This window comes from Streptococcus pluranimalium (assembly GCF_047785745.1).
Classification (GTDB): Bacteria; Bacillota; Bacilli; order Lactobacillales; family Streptococcaceae; genus Streptococcus; species Streptococcus pluranimalium_B.
In genome coordinates, this window is sequence record NZ_JBLOJT010000014.1 from 1 (window position 1) to 19,463 (window position 19,463).

Genomic DNA, 19,463 nt, shown 5'->3' on the forward strand with positions numbered 1-19,463 from the left:
TTAGGCAATCTGTAGTTCTTGCCGATTTAGGCTACCTCAGTCAAGAGCTAAAAGATAGGTTAGAACAGAAAGGCTATCACTTATGGACACCATTACGTCAAAACATGGTCGGTGCAGAACAACATAACCATTGGCAGTTACTTGTCATGAGAAGAACGATCGAAACTCGCTTTTCTGAACTTTGTGCGCTATTTGATATTGAGCACAGGTTGACTAGAAGCATTAGGGGACTACAATTGAGAATCGAACAAATCACACTGGCTTATCATTTGAGATATTTTGAAATCAACTAGCACCACGGGTATTATATAGAATAATTGAGACTTGAGTTTTTACTCATATTCACTTGACATCAAAATATGATATTCTATTTTCATTTAAAACTTTTTTATTAGTTGTTGATGTCGCTCTAAATAGCTACTCATTTAAATTGACTATCATATAGAGGTATTTATCTTCTGCAATGCACTCAGTATCAACCTATTTTTACTGACTTTAATTTCAAAATAGAAAAATAGTTTCATTTTTCTTGTAAATACCGTTGCCTTTATCAGGAAATATTGGTTTATAGAGCAAAACTCTTTAAAGGTTTAATATGACCTGCTTCTAATAAAGAAAGTTGCACACGGGCAAAGGCCTCCAAATCACGGCTTCGATCCAAATTTCCCATATCAATAGTTTTAAAATGTGATTGATTGAGCAGCGTGATAAGCTTCTCTTTAGCTGACGACGAATCGCCCGCAATCATGACCAGAGGTGATTCAGTAGCAATGACTCTACTTGAAGTAAAGCTAGTATTGAAAGCTTTGATAAACGTCAAATCAGGGAATTGCGATGCTAGCTTAAGGCTAACAGACTCATCTAAGGCCAATAGGGATTTTTTGGTCTTATAGTCCAGAGGATTACTAATGTCAATGATAATTTTATCAATAAAATGCTCTTGATTGGGATAGATAAGGCTAATCATATCTTCATAAGGAACAGCAAAAACAACAAACTTCCCTGCACTACTTCCTGTTCTCGTCCAAAGATTTGTACAGAAATTCCAGCCTGTTCAAAATGCCTTGCTAAGGCTTGACCCATATTACCTTGTCCAATAATACTAATAGCAGTAGTCATAACTTACTCTTCTCCTCTCACCCCATATTGATAAGGTAACCCAAAATGCTGCCGCAAGGTTTCTCCCTCATAATCCTTATGAAAAACTCCCCGCTCTTGAAGCATTGGTACCACTTCGTCCACAAAGCGTGGTAAATCAATATCATAAGAATCAGGCATGACCCAGAAGCCATCGGCTGCCCCTTCTTCGAACCAGTCAGTCATATAATCTGCAATATCTTGTGATGTCCCAACAGCTGCTGGATGATAATCAATCACAGAATGATAAACAACCTCACGTAAGGTCCACCCTTCACGTGCTACTTTAATCACATTTTCAGTTCGGGGGTCACTATACGGCGTGATTTCGACGGCATCCAAAATCTCAGAAGAGATTGGCTGTTCGAGATCAGCAGGTGTAAACTCAACTCCTAAAACATAGCCGATATAAGCAATACGTTGCAAGAGTGTTTTACCATCAATAAACGTAGCATGGCGCTCAATAGCGTCTTTTTTCGTATCACCCATTAATGGCATAACACCAGCAATAAACTTGATGTCATCAGCCTTACGTCCATTAGCAACTGCCGCATCACGAAGTGCCTGACGCATAGCTTGACCTTGCTCGATTGTATACAATTCCCCAACAAAGACATCAGCATATTTACCAGCAAAGGCGATGCTATTATCAGAACCACCTGAATGAATAATCAGTGGCTGTCCCTGCTTGGAGGGTGGAATCGGTAGGGTACCCGAAAACTCAATAAACTCCCCTTTAACATTGATATTTTTAACTTGATCATAGCCAGCAAATTCTTTGGTTGAATGGTCAAGTTTTAAAGCATCTTCTCTCCAAGTTGCCCATAAATGTTGCACTGCCTCCACAAATTCGTAAGCTTTTCCATAGCGGTCAAAGCTTGGAGACAAGTTGACCCCATAGGCTTGTGCACTGACACCATTAGCGCCTGTGACAGCATTCCAAGCCGCACGTCCCTTACTGACAGCATCCAGAGTTTTAAACTGCCTTGCCACATCATAAGGATTTGACCATGACGTTGCGCGGGTCACACCCATCCCAATACGTTGGGTATGACTACTGATAATGCTGGCAAGCAAGAGAGGGGCCATCCCCATGGTTTGCATATCACCACCGTCATTACTTTTAATACCTGGAAAATCACCAAAAAACATAAACTGGAATTTCCCTTTTTCAGCCAACTGGGCTGCTCTAATATCCACTGAAATGTCTGGATACTCAGATAACTTAACTTTTGGATCCCTCCATGATTTTAGATTCAAACCTGCTGCACCAAACATGGCAAGACCTATTACCATTTGTTTTTGTTCTGTCATCTTATACAAACTCCTCAATGCCACTCATCAATTTATCCATAATAGTTGCTACTGACTCGATCTTATCAATCATCGAAATACCTAATCCAAAGGAAGCGAATCCCTTGGTCAAATCGCCAAAGAGCATACCATCACGCATACCATTATAACCACGTTTTACTTCATAAATTTCTTCTTCTATAGCACCTGCCTGACTCATCTCCAAGAGTTTATTTGGAATTTCCCCAGGAAGAGAACGATAGTAAGCAGGAACAGTCCGATAGAGAAGTAAGTCAGAGGCATTAGCTGTCAAGGCTTGCTCCTTAATATTTTGAGCCAAAATGGACTCTTCTGACATCATGAAAGCTGTTCCGACATATAGACCTTCTGCTCCTAGAGCAAAGGCTGCACGAGCAGTCCTATCATCCGAAATCCCACCTGCTGCCATGACAGGTACACGACCTTTAGCTGCATCAACAATCATTGGCACTATAGAGAAAGTACCAATAATCTTTTCTGGAACAGTCCCGCCTTCATCAAAACCCGTGGCCACAATGATGTCTGCGCCACCCTGGATAGCTTCTTCTGTATTTTCAATAGTTGGGTTGCTTGCATGAAAGACCACTTTAATCCCTTTTTCATGGAATCGGGCAGTCCATTCAGCAGAAAAAACACCAACCATAACAGCTACCTGAACACCTTCTTCTACCATGAGGTCAAGCATAGGACCGGTGAAAATATCAGTCATAGGATGACCAGGAGCAACATTGATACCTAGAGGATTTTCTGTTATTTGACGGGCGATACGAATCTCACGACGCATATTCTCGATAGTTTCTTCTACAGTTGTTGCTGCTACTTTCTGACCTGCACTAATACCCAGCACGCCTAGTCCCCCTGCTGCACTCACTGCTCCAGCATAATTACCATTTGTCAACCAAGCCAGTGGCCCTTGAATAATTGGTTTTTCAATACCTAAAATGTCTGTAATACGATTTGCCATTTGATTTCTCCTTTGTGCTTTGTTATACTTCAAATATTACAACTGTCATTTAAAATCGTCAAATGACACTTTTAAATTTACTGTCACTTAGATTACACAAAAGGAAGAACTGTCATGGTCAAACTAGATTTACGTTTTGAAAAAACAGAAAAAGCCATACAAGATGCTTTTTTACAGCTCTTGATGGCTAAAGAACTTAGGCAAATTTCAGTTAAAGAAATTTGTCAAAACGCACACATTTCTAGAAATGCTTTCTATCAACATTATGAAACCAAGGAACATCTCTACCAAGCAATCCAAACAGAGATATTACTGGCTATGGAAGATGCCTGTAGACCTGTAGCTGAAAATATTGCAGACATACAAGCCTCTGAAAACCGTCAATTTCTTGATAATATCCTAATTGCTGTCGATCAACATCAGGAAAAAATTTACCAATTACTGAAAAGTCAGCCAGCACATTTTTCACTGGCCTTCCGTGATATGCTCATCCATGCTAATATCAAAACAAATCAGCAATTTACAGATAATATCAATCTAGCATTTATTCACATCTTTTCAGGTGCGGTTGCGTCATTTATTAGCTATTGGTTATTAGAAACTGATTTGACACTACTTGAAGCTCAGGAACAACTGTTTACTATCTTAAAACACTTAAAAGGCAACTAACTTTGTTTTTAGACTAATCAAATAGCCCTAATTTTTCAAAGGCATTATAAAGTCCGTCTTCTGCGACATCATCGGTTACCATATCTGCCATCTTGAGAATTTCAGGACCACCATTTCCCATCGAAACACCAATATGACAATAGTCTAACATAGGAATATCAATCTTAGCATCACCAAAGGCAATGGTGTCTTTTTGCTCAGCACCAAGATGCTTCAAAAGAACAGCTATCGCATGAGCTTTATTGATATCTTTAACGCCTAAGTCACCAAAGAGTGCTGTTTCGCCCCGACCTCCCCAAGTATGAGCTTCAAGATTGGGAAATTCTTCGATAGAGTCCAAGTGATCTTGATAGTCTGACAAGATAAAGCTGACTTTGTTAAGGTCATCACGGTATAGCTCACCGCCATAAATCAAACCATGAAGAGCATCTTCTGCTTCTTGGTCTTTGATTTCTTCTTCTGTCTTTCCTTTGCGAAGGCTGTATTTACGAAGAACTGGACGAGCGGCTTCTTTGAAATTTTCAGACGCAAAGAGACCATTGTTGGATTCAAGGTAGAACTCCAAGCCACGTCTATGCAACCAGTCAACGATATGTCTGGCTTCTTCTTTGGAAATCAACTGGTGCATAACCACTTCTTCATTATCTTCGACGTAAGAGCCGTTACCGCCAATCATGCCATCAATGCCAATGTCCCAAATTTCTGGCTGCATCTCTGCACGACTGCGTCCTGTACAGACATAGACTTTATGCCCTTTTTCACGCGCCCAGCGAATGGCTTTGACTGCTGATTCTGGGATACGATTATCATAGTCGACAAGAGTCCCATCAACATCTAAAAATATCATTTTTGACATTATTTACCTCTTCTATATGCTCTTTATTTTTTTATCTTTAGTATAAGAAAAAGATAACCATGAATCCATGACTATCCTTTGAAATAATTATACTATCCTATGCTTTTTCGACATGTGTTTCATAAAGTTTTTCAAAAATTGGGAAGAAAACTGCAATCACTCGACCTGTTCCCAGACTGGCAATAAGAGTTCCGATACCAACACCAAGCCATCCCTTCCCAGCTGTGAAGGATAGGAGCAAGGAAGAACTAATAAAAACAATATCAATGAGGTTTTTACCTGTTCCAAAACCTTTGCCTGTCACCTGCCCCACTGTATGCGCAAGAGCGTCAGCAGGATTGGGGATAAAGCGCATGGCAACAGTCAAAGATGCACCACACCCCATGACCACAATCCCAGCAAAAAGCCAAGTAAAGCGCAACGTTAGAGTTTCTGGAGTTACTAGCAGCTCATCAAAAATCTGCATGACGAAACTGGTCAGAAAACTAGCCACCACTTGCAAAATCCTAAATCGTTCAAAATCCTTCCGCAATAATAAAAACTGGATAAAGATACAAAGCACAAAGTTTGCAAAACTGGTGATTCCAATGGGAATCTTGAAAATGACTGAGATATTATAAGCCAAGGAAACAACAGGTGAAACTCCCAAAGAAGCCTTGGTGCATAGGGTAATCCCCAGACCAATCAAGAAGCCCCCAATCAGGTAAAATAGAATCTGATTCAAACGATTAACGCGATGAGACACAAGCAAAACCTTTCGGAAAAATAATATGTTCTTTCATTATAACATGGATGTTTTGAAATTTCCCCTATCAATTAAAAGGATTAATTGAGTCCATGTATCGTTCATTATCATTAGGACGTCCTTGAGGCATATAGCACATCGCAAATGAGAGGAATGATTTTCTGACAAAATGGCAGATTGTTGAAGCCTACCTTTTTTGATTTGCATGATGAAAGACCAGACTCAAGTGTCCAGTCTTCCATCTTTCTGTCAGAATTAGTCGATATCTGTTCCGTTTGATGCAATCACTTTCTTGTACCAATCAAATGATTTTTTCTTAGAACGTTTCAGGGTACCATTACCTTGATTATCACGGTCAACATAGATAAAACCGTAACGTTTTTTCATTTCCCCTGTTCCAGCTGAAACAAGGTCGATTGGTCCCCATGTTGTGTAACCTAGCAACTCAACACCATCTTCATTGATGGCTTGATTCATGGTTTCAATATGTGAACGCAGGTAATCGATACGGTAATCGTCTTCGACATAACCATTCTCATCTGGTGTATCAACCGCACCCAGACCATTTTCAACGATAAACATTGGTTTTTGGTAACGATCCCAGATGGTATTCAATGTGATGCGAAGGCCAAGCGGGTCAATTTGCCAACCCCATTCAGATGCTTCCAAGTATGGGTTTTTAATAGACGCAAAGATGTTACCAGCTGTTTTTTCATTGACTTCAGGGTCACCTGATGCCACACGGCTTGAATAGTAAGAGAATGAGACAAAGTCAACGGTATGTTCTTTCAAAAGCGCCAAGTCTTCATCAGTCATTTCAATGTCTAAGCCAAGGCGTTCGAATTTTTTCTTAGCGTAGTTAGGGTATTCTCCACGTGCTTGCACATCAATGAAGAAATAGTTTTCACGGTCCTCTTGCATAGCTGCCCAATAATCACGTGGGTGAGCTGTGTTTGGATAGTATTGACCAGCCGCAAGCATACATCCCACTTTGTTTTCAGGGTCAACTTCGTGGGCAATTTTTGTGGCAATGGCTGATGCAACTAGCTCATGATGGGCTGCCTGATATTTTACTTGTTCTTGGTTTTCACCTTCTTCAAAGTACAATCCTGCTCCCATGAATGGTGCATGAAGAATCATGTTAATTTCATTGAAAGTTAGCCAGTACTTAACCAAGCCTTTGTAGCGGTTAAAGATGACCTTACAGAGACGCTCGTAGAATTCGATAACCTTACGGTTGCGCCATCCACCGTATGCTTCAATCAAATGCATAGGAAAATCAAAGTGCGTGATAGTTACCAAGGGTTCGATATCGTATTTGCGCAATTCTTTGAAGACATTTTCATAGAATTGAAGACCTGCTTCGTTTGGCTCCAACTCATCCCCTTTAGGGAAAATACGTGTCCAACCGATAGACATACGATAAGTTTTAAAGCCCATTTCCGCAAAAAGTGCAATATCTTCTTTATAATTATGGTAAAAATCGATAGAGCCTTTTGCTGGGTAAAAATACCCCTCTTCAAAATCAAACATTTTCTTTTGACCAGCAATGATTGGGAAGCGATCTTCCCCAATTGGCACCACGTCAACATTGGCTAAACCACGTCCATCAACATCATAGGCACCTTCAACTTGGTTGGCAGCTGTTGCGCCACCCCACAAGAATCCATCTGGAAAAGCTTTTAATTCTGTCATTTTGAAACCTCTTTCATGATTTATTATTTCTATTATAACATTCCAATACCTTAAAAACTGATTGTTTTATCAGATAAACTGATACTATACTATGACAATTTACTGTTTAGTCTCATAAAGCAGGCTTTCATTAATAGGATCATAGATATAGTCTAAGCTAAAGTCATTATCTTCCACGTCGAATTTTAAGATAGCACAGTTACTCATGCGAACTTGGGGTGGATGTGCTAAAACACCACGATAAAATTGGGCAATAGCCGCACCGTGGCTGACGGCTAAGACAACATCTCCCTCATCATGCTTTGCTAGTAAATCTCTCACGGTATCCCCCATTCTTTGGCGCACCGCCATAGAGTCTTCCCCACCATGCTGTACAAAATAGTCACCATAGCCGATACCTGGTGTCAATGGCGGATTAAGAGTTTCGGATTGTCCCTCAAAAGTCCCAAAATCCATCTCTTTCAAGCCTTTGAGACGAATGATATCACTGCGACCTGAGGCAATTTCAGCTGTGTCAATTGCTCGCTCCTGCGTAGATGAATACACTGCGTTAAATGCCAGCCCCAACTTTTCAAAATAATCACGCGCCTTAGTCGCCTGCTCAATCCCCAAATCTGTCAAAGGACTATCACAAACGCCTTGAATCCGTTTAAGCTCATTGAAACGTGTTTGGCCGTGGCGCATCAAATATAAAGTTTTAGTCATAAGCCCTCTTTAAAAATCATAGGTTTTAAAATCTTGAGTCGGTAGGATAACTTTTTCTAGTGTCAATGTGCCATCCTCTGCCACCTTAAACTGACAAAGAGCACAGTTAGAGAAATACACACCTGGTGGAAAACTGATACCAAGTTCCAAAATAAGTCCCCACATGGCTGCTCCGTGGCTGACCATCAAAGTATTTTCTGCAGTTGAGGCCGCCATCACTTTTGCAACTGCTTGGTGAACACGTTTGCCTACCTGACGAATGTCCTCACCGCCAAATGGAACAAGGAGGTCTTCGAAAGAGTTTGCTCCTTCTCTGAACTTTGGCAAGAGCATTTCAGGCTGTGCTTCAAACTGACCGAAACTCATCTCTTTAAGGCCTTTCAATTGAGCGACCTGCTCACATCCAGAAACTAGTTTAGCAGTATCAGTCGCCCGCTCTTGCGTTGACGAATAGACCTCATCAAAAGCGATACCTTCTTGATCAAAATAAGTTTTAGCAAGTTTAGCTTGTTCAATCCCTAGTTCTGTCAAAGGTGAATCACAAGCACCCTGTACACGTTTTTGGGTGTTAAAAAGTGTTTCCCCATGTCGCATTAAATATAGTTTAGTCATTACTCTTCCTTTCAAAGAAAAACCAGATGAAACTGGTTTTCTAGCATTAATCTTCTAAAATGGATTGGCCTTGTGTTGCAATAACATCCTTGTACCAGAAAAAGGAGTCCTTACGATATCGGTCAAAGCTGCCGTTTCCTTGGTCATCCGCATCAACATAAACAAAACCGTAGCGTTTAGACATTTCTGACGTTGAGGCTGAAACAAGGTCAATACAGCCCCACATGGTGTAACCCATAAGCTCCACACCATCTTCAATGGCTTCGTACATTTGTTTGATGTGTTTGTCCAAATAGTCAATACGGTATTGGTCGTGAACAGAACCATCTTCCTCAAGGGTATCAAGGGCACCAAGACCATTTTCAACGATAAAGAGTGGGATTTGATAACGATCGTAGAGTTTATTAAGCGTCACACGAAGTCCCACAGGGTCAATCTGCCAGCCCCAGTCAGATGCTTCTAGATAAGGATTGGTTTCTCCAAGAATCAAGTTTCCAGCGGTGGCTTTCTGTTCTTCCGTTTGATTATTAGGATGACGGGTCACTGAAGACATGTAGTATGAAAAACTCATGAAATCAACGGTGTATTGGCTGAGAATATCTTCATCGCCATCCTCAAAGACCACGTTAATATTGTTTTGTTTAAAGAAACGGTTCATATAGCTTGGATATTTGCCGCGAATTTGCACATCAGCATAGAAAAGATTTTCATGGTCTTTAGTGATTGACTGCATGATATCGTCTGGATGACAGGTTGCAGGATAAGCCTCCATACGAGCCAACATCATCCCAATCTGGTTGTCTGGATCAATCTCATGCCCCACTTTAGTCGCTAAACTTGAGGCGATAAACTGGTGGTGAACCGCTTGGTACATGTCTTGGAGATTGAGTTTGCCATCTTTAAAAAGCAAACCACCAGAAAGATAGCCTGTCAAGCCGAGAATGTTAATTTCATTGAAGGTCAACCAGTATTTGACTTTCCCTTTATAGCGTTTAAAAACTGTCTCAGCATAATGGACAAAGAAGTCAATCACTTTACGATTTTTCCAGCCGCCGTATTCTTTCACCAAACCAATCGGAAATTCATAATGTGACAAAGTTACTAAAGGCTCAATCCCATGCTTGTTCAATTCGTCAAAGACAGCATCATAGAATGCCAAGCCCTCTTCATTTGGTACTGTTTCATCACCATTTGGAAAAATACGAGACCAAGCGATAGAAAGTCGGAAGGTTTTAAAGCCCATTTCAGCCATAAGCGCAATATCTTCTTTATAACGATGGTAAAAATCAGAACCCCAGCGTTTTGGATAAAGGCCTTCTTTATCAGTCAAGGCAAACTCCAAACGTTCGTGATTCATTGGTGTTGTCAATTCACCACCAATGGTCTTACGGTCTTCTGGAGCAACTGCTCTTGCTGTATCTGAGGTTGCTGGTCCACGACCACCTTCATCCCAGGCTCCTTCGTACTGATTGGCAGCTGTGGCGCCGCCCCATAAAAAGTCTTGTGGAAATTGTTTTGTCATTTTTCGACTCCTTCATATCTTATATTAAACATAATATACTACTAATAGAAAGCCTTTTCTAATACTATTTACTAGGAAAACCGATACTATCTTATGATTTTACGGCATGAAGATTCAAATAATCCTCGATAACTTCTAGAACCCCATTTTCCTTATGATCTGGTGCTAAAAACTTAGCATGTTGTTTGATGATTTGTGGTGCATTATCAACGGCATAGGAATAATTGGCAAGGTGTAGCATTTCAACATCATTGCCACTATCGCCAAAAGCCATGAGCTCTTCTGGTAAAATGCCATAACGCTCCATCAAAACCTGCAAACCGGCCGCCTTATGGACACCTGTTTGAATGATATCAATAGTACCAAAACCAGACGTCACAGCACGTAGATTACCTGTAAAATGCGCATTAAAATCAGCCATGACAGCATCCGCCTCTGCTGCATCTCCTGTCATCATACTCATTTTAACAATGGTTTCATCCTCTGGAATATCATCGAAAGATTCGACACGAACGATGGCATCTACAAATGCTTTAGCTTCTTCAGGAGAAATCATGTGATTGGTAATTTCCCATTCTGCTGCTTCCAACATATAAGAATGCTTTGTGCCTGTCAAAATCACACGATATGCTGCTAATTGCGCTTTGAAATACTCTAAAAACTGAGTCACATCAGCTTGATTAAGAACAAAACGGTCGATTGTTTCGCCTCTGATAAGAAGATGAGCACCATTTTCCACCACAAAATCTAGACGGTCCAAAAGTCCTCTAAACATGATATTAATACGATCCATATTGTTACCAGTTGCTACTACAAAGCGAATACCTCGTTCATCAAGTCCATCCAAAATACTTTCAAAACGCTGACGATCATAAATTCCCTTATCATCTAAAAAAGTTCCGTCCATATCGCTAGCAATCATTTTAATCGTCATAAAAAACCTCCATTATCCTATATTATAAAAAGCCCAGCTCTAAAAAACTAGACTTTTTATACGAAAAACTGATACTATTGTGGGAAATCAAAAGACCACGCTAGGTGGTCTCTCATTTACTATCCTAATTCAGCAGCATTTTCTGCCTCTTCTTTAAGAAGTTGTTTATCATAAATTTTAATAAATGGATAGTAGATAAGGAAGGCAACCAAAGCACAAAGCAAGGCTACAATAATTGCTTTCCAGTCAGTTGTACCAAGGAAAGCTCCGATACCTACAGGAGTTGGCCATGGAACTTGAGCAATGACAGGTTTAATAAGTTCAAGTTTCATTGAGAAATAGTAAACGGTCATTGATGCAACAGGTGCTAGCATAAATGGAATAGCAAGAGATGGATTATAGATAATTGGCAAACCAAAAATCAAAGGTTCGTTGATGTTAAAGAATCCTGGAACGATTGAAGCTTTACCAATAGCTGATAATTGTTCAGATTTTGCACGAGTAGCCAACCAAATACATAGACCAAGTGTTGCACCAGAACCACCAGCGATAACGAACATGTTTGAGAATTCACCAGCAACAACTAGACGTTCTCCTCCAGCGTTCAAAGTCATATTAGCAAGAGCAATTGGAGTAACAAAAGCAAAGATAATATTTGCACCGTGGATACCAACAATCCATAGAGCTTGTGTTAGTAGATAGATGATAACAAGACCAATCCAAGTACTTGTTAAGTTTGCAACGAATCCAAATGGAATAGCAATAACTTGGAAAATATCTGTACCAAGTACGACAAGAATACCATTCAAAATGATAACAAAGAAAGCAACAACAAATGAAGGAATTAAGGCTGTGAAACCACGAGATACACCTTCTGGAACCGATTCAGGCATTTTGATAACCCAGTTATTTTTCACACACATACGGTACAAAAGAACTGAAACAACACCCATAATAATAGCTGTAAAGATACCAGTAGTACCAAAGCGGGTAACACCATTTGCCATTGCCCAACCATCGGCAACAACGCCACCTTCTTTAAGGGAAATCACTGATGACATCATTCCTTTTTCAAAAACAATTTGAGGAACAGTCATAATGAAAGCAAAGAGTGACAAGAGCGCACCATTAAGTGGCGTCAAATCTAGGTCTTCTTCTTCAGCATAAATTTTTGTTAATTCGTAGCCAATGGTAAGCACGAAATAAAGTGACAATGATCCCATCGTTGCATAATTAGCAACCATATAAAGAGCTGTAAACTTATCAAATGATGCTGCAAAAATATCTGCAACAACTGGCCAAAATGAAAATGATAATGGCAAAATACTAAAAACCAAAAACATTGACCCAACAATAGTGAAAGGCACTGCTGCCATACCAGCAGCTGTGATAGCTCTCACGACTTTATATGATGCTATTTTCCCCATAGGCCCCATGAGATAGCGTTCTAAGATACCAAAGAAACCTTTTTGTTCTTCCATAAGAGAATTCCTCCTAAAAATTAAATGTATTTTTCAATAGTTTGAAAACGTTGGTAATAGTTATCCTTATTCTGTTTAATTAAAGCAATGCGATTCAAATTGATATTAATAAGAAGTATCCCTAAAGCTTGCAGAATGATAATCACTAACTTTGCAGACAACTGATTCGTGAACGTTGGAAATAATATAGATGTTTGGTTGACGATCGTCAAGATAATGATTAGGATATTAATCACCAACTGTGTTTTTAAAGCTAATTCTGTATGTGACAACTTTGGTATTGACATACCATAGAGTTTAAATTGTTCAATTGTTGCTATGACTAATAGGACAAGCATAGCAAAAGGTACAAGCAAGTATAGATTTGGCTTAAAAAACAAAGCTAGTGACCAATAGATATTTGCAAAGAAAAAGAGCGCGAGACTGTAACGAAAGAGCATGTAACGGTTAAATAAATTATTTTTGTACTTAACTTCTCTTCTAATCTCCTCTGTTGTTCTAGGAGTCTTATGTTTTTGATGAATAGACGTTACCTTACTCATATCATTACCTCCCTATCCAACTTTCTTATACAAAGCCAACATTTCAAGTGCCACTTCGCGTAATGTCATGGTCGTCATTAAGTGGTCTTGTGCGTGCACCATGATGATTTCAATTTTTATTTCTGCACCGCCAGCGTAGGCTTGCAAAAGATCTGTTTGTGCATGGTGTGCTTCAAGCATATCTGCGTTGGCATCTTCAAGTAATTGCTCAGCTTTGCCATAGTCTCCTTCGCGCATGGCAGCAAAAGCTTCATGAACGATTGTACGAGCATTTCCACTGCTTAGAATGATACCAAAAGCAGCCATTTGCAATTCTTCTGTATTCATATTAACTCCTTTTACTATCTAAAAATAGGCTTCTAAATGTTTCAAAATCCTTGGCATTAATCAGAGCGTTTTTTACTTTAGGTAAATCAACCAAATCAACAATTCGACTAGTAATCACCTTTAATCCTTCATTCGAGTAGATGGACGGTGCTACCAAGAAAACAAGTTTGATATTTTCAAAACCATCTTCCCAATACAATCCATTTTTAACAACTGCTACTGCGATTTGATGTTTCTCACAAATGGGTTTTAAGGGATGAGGAACGGCAATATCTTGATCAAATACCAAAGTGCTTAAACGTTCGCGTCCTTTTATTAAATCTTCTAATTCTTCTTGCTGACTGGACTCATCTGGTATGAGTCGCTGAATCAGCTTAGAAATAACTTCTGACTTTGTCGCATTTTCCAAAACTATGAAGTTTTCTTTTGAAAAATAATCATCAAAAGAAGATAAGAGCGTATCTTTCCCTAGAAGGTCATCCTCTTGCTGGAGCGTTTTTTGATGATGTCTTCCCCTGAGTTTAGAGAAAGTTTTTTTAGCTTCAAGCACTTCTTGCTCCGATAAAAAGACACTCACCGTTTGAACTGGAATATTAAATACTAAGTTAGACAAATCAATAGTTGATATAATGACATCAATATTTTTCAACTTATCATTCGTTAAATCATAATAACCAATAACATCTGAAATAGTGACTAATTGTCCCAACTCATTGATAATTCTGTTTTTAAGCATCTGTGCGCTTCCAAAACCAGTTGCACAAATCACTAGAACATTTAATTTATTCTTCTCCTTTTGACGCTCTATTGATGCCATAAAATGAAGGGCAACATAAGCAATCTCATCCTCTGATAGACGATAAGGTTGAAAGGACGGAAGTTCTGACATAAAGTCTGTTGTCAGTCTAAAAATATCTAAGTATCGTTTTTGAATATCCTCCAAAAGTGGATTATCTAGATGAATATTATTGGTCAATCGTTCTAAAAGAATTTCTAGATGAGTTAGTAATCCTTCAATCAAAGACATGTCATTTGAAAAATCATAGCCTGCTTTTTGATCATATGCTTCCAAATGTAGGCTGACTTCCTGCCTTAGCGTTGCCATCAGGTTCAATGACTGTTGTTCCGTAACAGATTTGGAAATCAGATGTAGGGCTATGTATGCAGTCTCTTCAGTAGGGATGACCTCAACTTCTTTTAAACGATTGGAAAGTCTCTTGTTGATATTCTGAGCCACAGCTAGCTCTTTTTGGTATTTTACAGGATCCAAATCAATCGGCGAAATATTAAACCCTTTTTGAAAACGTTGAATAGCTAATCCAAGATGGATCACTAGGTTTTGAATAGCATAATCTGATAATTTCAAACCTTGGTTACGACATTCATCCAAAACCATTATGGTTAGCTCTTCTAAAGATAAGGGTAAATCCAATATGTTTTTACCAACAAAATGTGACATGTTTTGATGAAACTGGTCACCAAAGAAATAATCCATAATAAAATGGCGCTTATCTTGCTCATTTCCCAAAACATAAACGCCACGATAGGGTTTACTCTCAATACTAAGTTGATATTTCGCTAATTGACTTCGAATTTTTTTAAAGTCACTAGATAAGGTAGAACGACTGACAAATAATTGGTCTGCTAAATCATCAAACAAGATTGTTTCTTCTTCAAAAATTAATTTGTTTAAGATAGCTTTGTGACGATTTTCAATATCACCATAGTCTAGGCCTAAAGCCAAATCATTTTTAACGAGGAAGTGATGATAAGTATCATCATCGATGACCTCAAGCTGATAGCCAAAACCTTGTTTAGAAACAATTCTAAAACCCGTTTCTTCAACAGATAAATCTGATGATAATTTCTTGATATAAGTCCGAATCGTTCTGTCCGAATAGGAAAGATAATCTGCTAAGACTTTACTCGTTGAATAATCTCTTCTATGTTGATAGAGATATTGTAAAATCATTTTTTCTTTGGTATTAAGCATGTCATCCTCCTAGATTAAATAGTCACTCTATAATAACAAGGAATTAGATGTTATCCAAAACCAATTTTGCCATTTTTTCAATTCCCATTGGAATTGGAATATAAGCTTGTGGTGGGATTTGAACGATTGGTTTCCCAACTTTTTTAGCTGCTTCTTCAAATTGTTTGTAATGCATTTTAGTTTGTGGACTAATGAGATACAAATCATATTCAGCCGCATTGATTTTCTTACCACCTTCAGGAACACCGACAGCATTCATTTCAATATCATGGCCTTGTTCTGCCAAAAGTGTTTGTGTTTTTTTTGCAATGAGTGAAGATGACATGCCTCCAGCACAGATAATCAAAGCTTTAGTCATAAGGATAACCTCCAAGTATTTTTTATTTATCTTATGATTTAAGTATATTTGAAATCGTTTACAACATCAAAAGAGACTTTTTCCTTAGCATTGCGGAAAAAGTCTCTATTTAATTTTTAGAATTTCCTTATCTCATCAAAATAGGAAAAATCAGCTCAATCGAACTGATTTTCCATTTTATTAAACCATTCCCAATGGTCCTGAGACCTGTAGAGATTGAACCGTTACCTGATTATCATCAAGTCTGTACTCTTTTATAATATTTTCTTTTAATTCTTGATCACTCCATCTGGATTGAACAGTATAAACATCTTTTGAAGAATGGGATACTACTCTAAATTTCCGATGAAACCGTTTATTAGCTTTTAAATCTGGAATGTCTTCTATTTTATAAAAACGAACCAAGTAATTATAACCGTAGTTTCTATTAACAAAAACCATAGACTTAAAGGAAAGATAGAAAATATATAATAGCAGTAGAATTCCAATGATATATACAAATACCACTCAACATACCTCCCTCTAGAAATTCATAAATTGTCTTGATGTAACAATAAACTGTGATGGTTTGAGATTAAATTCTTGCAGCATTAAACTTTTCAAATGATGATCATCAATATCACTATGAACAACATAACCATAATCATCTTCAATGGCGACTGTCACGTGAGATAAAATGTCTACACTTTGAGTAATCGGCACTTCATCAACACTATTTTTAAATTGAATACGATAAACAGCATAGTGATTTTCTGTTTGTTTTTCTTTAAGCTTATGGTTCACCCAAATTAAAAGAATTACAAAGAAAAGCATCGCAAATAGAGCATAAATAAAAGTAACAATCATAACATAAACAACTTTTAAACAACCTTCCTATAAGTCACAATTACTTGACTAGCTTTTAAATTAAATTCAGCCATAACTAAATCTCTCAATTTACGATCATTAATGGAGGATGCTACGCTATAACCATCTTCTGTATCAAATTTAACTTTCGCCACCTCATTAAAACGATCACTTGTTCTTAAATCTGGTCTAGTAGTATTTTTAAAATTAATAAAGTAAGTCGTATACTTCTTGTTTTCTCCGTAGCTAGGTGTAATTAGATTTTTTCTGACTCCAATCACAATTCTACAGAAAAAATACATAAAGCCAACAATAACAATAAGTCCAAATAATACTTCCATTTTTAACCTCTTTATTTTTAGTCATTAGACATCAACTTACGAAAGAGTTTCTCTCGGTGGTTTAAACAAATTAAATCTTAAAAACAAAGGCACATACCACATAGGCTTCACACTTTCTTTGAAATAAATTATATATATTCTACTCTTAAACCTCTTCTTTTGCAAGCGTTTACTTAATGGTTTTTAAAGATTTTCTCAAAAAAAACAAGGATTACTGCTAACCCTTGTTTTCCTAATTTTCATAATAATAATCTAGACAATTCTTCTGGATGTAACAAATACTTGTCCTGGCTTTAAATCAAAAACTGTCTGGATTAATTCTTTTAATTTGGCATCATTGATATCACTTTCAATCACATAGGATTCAGCATTACATTGCTTAATCACTATATGGGACATAACTTCCTCATTTGAAGCTAAATCAGGTATTTCTTCTAAATTACTAAAGGTAATCGCATAAATGGTCTTTCCATTTGATGACTGTGGGGCAAATAATGACAAAAACTAATAGTCTCCTTTTCTGTTGGGTAATGGTATTATTTATAAATCAATTTATAGACTAAAACAATACCAGCTAAAGTTGCTGAAATAGCATTGGCTAGCATCAAGGCAGTATCCCCAATACGGATACCATGCACTAGCCAAAGCAGCATTCCAGTGACAGCCATGACATACATCCCAAGTGAAATAGATTCGGTATCTTTTGTCTTTATGACTTTAATCACCTGCGGAATAAAGCCAAAGGTCGTTAAACAAGCTGCTACAAATCCTATCATAAGTCGTTCTCCTTACGTCAAAAGACTGTCACCGTTACTTGCAATCACTTTTTTATACCAATTGAAGGATTTCTTCGGTGTTCGTTCAAGGCTTCCTTCACCGTTGTCATCCTTGTCGACATGAATGAAACCATAGCGTTTGCGCATTTCACCTGTACCAGCAGATACCAGATCAATACATCCCCAAGGTGTGTAACCCATCAAATCAACCCCATCTTCGTCCACTGCTTTAATGAATTCCTTGATATGAGCACCGAGATAGTCCATACGGTAATCATCATGCACCATGCCATCCTCTTCGACTTGGTCAATGGCACCAAAACCATTTTCCACAATAAAGAGTGGCAAGTGATACATATCTGTGAACCAGTTTAGACTGTAACGAAGGCCTTCTGGGTCAATTTGCCAATCCCAATCAGAAGATTTGACATAAGTGTTTTTAACCAAATCTTCTGTTTCAAGGTAATCATAATGAGGATTATTGTCACGGTGTGAATCAATGGCAAAACTCATGTAGTAAGAGAAACCGATGTAGTCAACAGTACCTTCGAGGAGGTCTTCACGGTCCTCCTTTGTAAAATCAACTTCAATACCCTTTCGTTCCCAGTACTTGATAATGTGTTCTGGGTAGAAGCCATGGACATGAACATCTGTAAAGTAATAGCGTTTTTGCATGGCTTTTTGAGCCATTAGAATGTCAGATGGTTTACATGTCGCAGGGTAAATCGGACACATGGCAATCATACAGCCAATTTGGAAGTCAGGGTTAATCTCATGACCAATTTTGACAGCACGGGCTGATGCAACCAGTTCATAATGCGCTGCTTGGTACATGATGGCTTCACGGTCATCACCTTCTTTATAAACAATTCCCGAGTTGGTGAATGGCGCAAAATCTTCCTGATAGTTGGCTTGGTTATTGATTTCGTTAAAGGTCATCCAGTATTTAACCTTATCTTTATAACGTTTAAAGACTACTTCAGCAAAGCGAACAAAGAAGTCAATAACCTTACGATTTGTAAAACCACCATATTCTGTAACGAGATGGTATGGCAATTCAAAATGAGATAGCGTTACAACTGGCTCAATGCCATATTTCAAACATTCATCAAAGAGATCATCATAAAATTGGAGACCTTCTTCATTTGGCTCTAATTCATCTCCTTTTGGAAAAATTCGTGTCCAAGCAATTGACGTCCGGAAACACTTGAAGCCCATTTCTGCAAACAGGGAAATATCTTCTTTATAGCGATGGTAAAATTCAATCGCTTCATGGTTAGGGTAATATTTACCTTCTAAAACACCTGCTGTAATTTCACGAGGGACACCGTGACGAGCAGCAGTCATCACATCTGCTACCGAGATCCCCTTGCCACCTTCTTGCCAGCCTCCTTCAAGTTGATGAGCAGCAACGGCACCACCCCATAAGAAATCTTCACGTAATTTGGACATAATAGCCTCCTATTAAATAAGTATAGTCTTATTTTAGCAAGCGATTACATTATTGACCATCTAAAAAATTTCCTTAGTGACTAAGGAAATTTCAAGGAGGAAGTCTTAAGCACTTTCAACATCACATCTTACATCTCCCTAGTTAAAAAACTTACTTTCATTTCCAGTTTTTAGTT

General features: G+C 38.3%; 24 protein-coding genes. 2 read left to right on the top strand and 22 right to left on the bottom strand.

The annotated features are described in order from the left end of the window. The coding region (locus ACMZ6U_RS03250; RefSeq protein ID WP_416106214.1) for a transposase at positions 1-293 on the top strand (293 nt) is incomplete at its 5' end. A 272-nt stretch (positions 294-565) separates the two neighbouring features. On the opposite strand, the gene ACMZ6U_RS03255 is transcribed toward ACMZ6U_RS03250, so the two are convergent. From ACMZ6U_RS03255 to ACMZ6U_RS03270, 4 genes are read right to left on the bottom strand one after another with little or no spacing between them, the layout of a single operon-like run. Then, positions 566-967, bottom strand: a complete 402-nt coding sequence (locus ACMZ6U_RS03255; RefSeq protein ID WP_416106216.1) for a hypothetical protein — start codon at positions 965-967, stop codon at positions 566-568. Next, positions 964-1,119: an NAD(P)-binding domain-containing protein gene (locus ACMZ6U_RS03260; RefSeq protein ID WP_416106218.1), complete on the bottom strand. Its 156-nt coding sequence runs from the start codon at positions 1,117-1,119 to the stop codon at positions 964-966. Before ACMZ6U_RS03260 ends, ACMZ6U_RS03255 begins: the two co-directional genes overlap by 4 nt. A 3-nt stretch (positions 1,120-1,122) precedes the next feature. Further along, positions 1,123-2,451 carry an NtaA/DmoA family FMN-dependent monooxygenase gene (locus ACMZ6U_RS03265; protein ID WP_416106220.1) on the bottom strand — a complete coding sequence of 443 codons (1,329 nt, stop codon included), beginning with the start codon at positions 2,449-2,451 and terminating at the stop codon, positions 1,123-1,125. A 1-nt stretch (position 2,452) separates the two neighbouring features. Continuing rightward, positions 2,453-3,433, bottom strand: a complete 981-nt coding sequence (locus tag ACMZ6U_RS03270; RefSeq protein ID WP_416106222.1) for an NAD(P)H-dependent flavin oxidoreductase — start codon at positions 3,431-3,433, stop codon at positions 2,453-2,455. 114 nt (positions 3,434-3,547) lie between these two features. Here ACMZ6U_RS03270 and ACMZ6U_RS03275 point away from each other — a divergent pair, with 114 nt between their 5' ends. Further along, positions 3,548-4,102 carry a TetR/AcrR family transcriptional regulator gene (locus ACMZ6U_RS03275; protein ID WP_416106223.1) on the top strand — a complete coding sequence of 185 codons (555 nt, stop codon included), beginning with the start codon at positions 3,548-3,550 and terminating at the stop codon, positions 4,100-4,102. A gap of 13 nt (positions 4,103-4,115) precedes the next feature. Here the strand turns inward: ACMZ6U_RS03275 and ACMZ6U_RS03280 are convergent, their stop codons facing one another. The 18 genes from ACMZ6U_RS03280 to ACMZ6U_RS03365 form a co-directional block, all read right to left on the bottom strand. Beyond that, entirely contained in the window at positions 4,116-4,958 is an 843-nt protein-coding gene (locus ACMZ6U_RS03280; protein WP_416106225.1) for a Cof-type HAD-IIB family hydrolase, read from the bottom strand. A 97-nt stretch (positions 4,959-5,055) separates the two neighbouring features. Then, positions 5,056-5,703 carry a YczE/YyaS/YitT family protein gene (locus tag ACMZ6U_RS03285; RefSeq protein ID WP_416106227.1) on the bottom strand — a complete coding sequence of 216 codons (648 nt, stop codon included), beginning with the start codon at positions 5,701-5,703 and terminating at the stop codon, positions 5,056-5,058. Positions 5,704-5,958: 255 nt separating this feature from the next. Further along, positions 5,959-7,398, bottom strand: a complete 1,440-nt coding sequence (locus tag ACMZ6U_RS03290; RefSeq protein ID WP_104967604.1) for a 6-phospho-beta-glucosidase — start codon at positions 7,396-7,398, stop codon at positions 5,959-5,961. 99 nt (positions 7,399-7,497) lie between these two features. Next, positions 7,498-8,103, bottom strand: a complete 606-nt coding sequence (locus ACMZ6U_RS03295; protein ID WP_416106229.1) for a histidine phosphatase family protein — start codon at positions 8,101-8,103, stop codon at positions 7,498-7,500. A 9-nt stretch (positions 8,104-8,112) separates the two neighbouring features. Beyond that, complete coding sequence (locus ACMZ6U_RS03300; protein WP_416106231.1) at positions 8,113-8,715, bottom strand: histidine phosphatase family protein; 603 nt, start codon at positions 8,713-8,715, stop codon at positions 8,113-8,115. Between the two features lie 46 nt (positions 8,716-8,761). Continuing rightward, on the bottom strand, positions 8,762-10,237 hold the full coding sequence (locus ACMZ6U_RS03305) for a glycoside hydrolase family 1 protein (RefSeq protein WP_416106233.1): 1,476 nt from the start codon (positions 10,235-10,237) through the stop codon (positions 8,762-8,764). Positions 10,238-10,328: 91 nt separating this feature from the next. Then, positions 10,329-11,171, bottom strand: coding sequence for a Cof-type HAD-IIB family hydrolase (locus ACMZ6U_RS03310; protein WP_416106235.1), 843 nt, complete (start codon positions 11,169-11,171; stop codon positions 10,329-10,331). Between the two features lie 119 nt (positions 11,172-11,290). Further along, complete coding sequence (gene celB / locus ACMZ6U_RS03315) at positions 11,291-12,652, bottom strand: PTS cellobiose transporter subunit IIC (protein WP_416106237.1); 1,362 nt, start codon at positions 12,650-12,652, stop codon at positions 11,291-11,293. 20 nt (positions 12,653-12,672) lie between these two features. Beyond that, complete coding sequence (locus ACMZ6U_RS03320; RefSeq protein WP_416106239.1) at positions 12,673-13,194, bottom strand: hypothetical protein; 522 nt, start codon at positions 13,192-13,194, stop codon at positions 12,673-12,675. A gap of 12 nt (positions 13,195-13,206) precedes the next feature. Then, a complete protein-coding gene (locus ACMZ6U_RS03325) occupies positions 13,207-13,521 on the bottom strand; it encodes a PTS cellobiose transporter subunit IIA (RefSeq protein ID WP_416106241.1) in 315 nt (104 codons plus the stop codon). 1 nt (position 13,522) lies between these two features. After that, on the bottom strand, positions 13,523-15,514 hold the full coding sequence (locus ACMZ6U_RS03330) for a BglG family transcription antiterminator (RefSeq protein WP_416106243.1): 1,992 nt from the start codon (positions 15,512-15,514) through the stop codon (positions 13,523-13,525). 43 nt (positions 15,515-15,557) lie between these two features. Then, complete coding sequence (locus ACMZ6U_RS03335; protein ID WP_017769051.1) at positions 15,558-15,872, bottom strand: PTS cellobiose transporter subunit IIB; 315 nt, start codon at positions 15,870-15,872, stop codon at positions 15,558-15,560. 180 nt (positions 15,873-16,052) lie between these two features. Continuing rightward, a complete protein-coding gene (locus ACMZ6U_RS03340; RefSeq protein WP_416106245.1) occupies positions 16,053-16,379 on the bottom strand; it encodes a hypothetical protein in 327 nt (108 codons plus the stop codon). Between the two features lie 15 nt (positions 16,380-16,394). Next, the gene (locus ACMZ6U_RS03345) at positions 16,395-16,718 is read right to left on the bottom strand and encodes a hypothetical protein (protein WP_416106247.1); all 324 of its coding nucleotides are present in this window, start codon (positions 16,716-16,718) and stop codon (positions 16,395-16,397) included. A gap of 14 nt (positions 16,719-16,732) precedes the next feature. Continuing rightward, positions 16,733-17,059: a hypothetical protein gene (locus ACMZ6U_RS03350; protein ID WP_416106249.1), complete on the bottom strand. Its 327-nt coding sequence runs from the start codon at positions 17,057-17,059 to the stop codon at positions 16,733-16,735. A 252-nt stretch (positions 17,060-17,311) separates the two neighbouring features. Next, positions 17,312-17,560: a hypothetical protein gene (locus ACMZ6U_RS03355; protein ID WP_416106251.1), complete on the bottom strand. Its 249-nt coding sequence runs from the start codon at positions 17,558-17,560 to the stop codon at positions 17,312-17,314. Positions 17,561-17,595: 35 nt separating this feature from the next. Further along, positions 17,596-17,835 carry a SemiSWEET transporter gene (locus ACMZ6U_RS03360; RefSeq protein ID WP_416106252.1) on the bottom strand — a complete coding sequence of 80 codons (240 nt, stop codon included), beginning with the start codon at positions 17,833-17,835 and terminating at the stop codon, positions 17,596-17,598. A gap of 12 nt (positions 17,836-17,847) precedes the next feature. Next, positions 17,848-19,287, bottom strand: a complete 1,440-nt coding sequence (locus ACMZ6U_RS03365; protein WP_416106254.1) for a 6-phospho-beta-glucosidase — start codon at positions 19,285-19,287, stop codon at positions 17,848-17,850. Between the last annotated feature and the right edge of the window lie 176 nt (positions 19,288-19,463).